General features: G+C 43.8%; 1 protein-coding gene. It reads left to right on the plus strand.

All coding sequences use genetic code 11. The annotated features are described in order from the left end of the window. Positions 1-333: hypothetical protein (locus LIZ98_RS17770; protein ID WP_227140459.1), on the plus strand; the 333-nt coding region annotated here is incomplete at both ends.

A 333-nucleotide genomic window follows, 5' to 3' on the forward strand; every position in this document is an offset into this window, starting at 1 on the left:
CAAACCAATCAGATACCAACTTAAGCAAGCCCACGAACCAAAATGGTGCTAACTTAGGCAATCCGACAAATCAAACTGGCACCAATTTAACCAATCACACTGACCAAACGGTGACCAAATTGACCAAACACAACGACCAAAACAATTCCAACTTGACCACATCGGGTGAGCAAGCGGGACAGTACATAGATGCAAGCTTGACTAATCACACGTATCAAAATAATTCCAACTTGACCACATCGGGTGAGCAAGTTGGTCAGTACGTGGGTGCAAGCTTAGCACTAGCACGAACAAACATAACCAAAGCAATACCAGAGACTACTTCAGAGACTA

The sequence above is a fragment of the Caldibacillus sp. 210928-DFI.2.18 genome (genome assembly GCF_020554505.1).
Lineage (GTDB): Bacteria > Bacillota > Bacilli > Bacillales > Caldibacillaceae > Caldifermentibacillus > Caldifermentibacillus hisashii.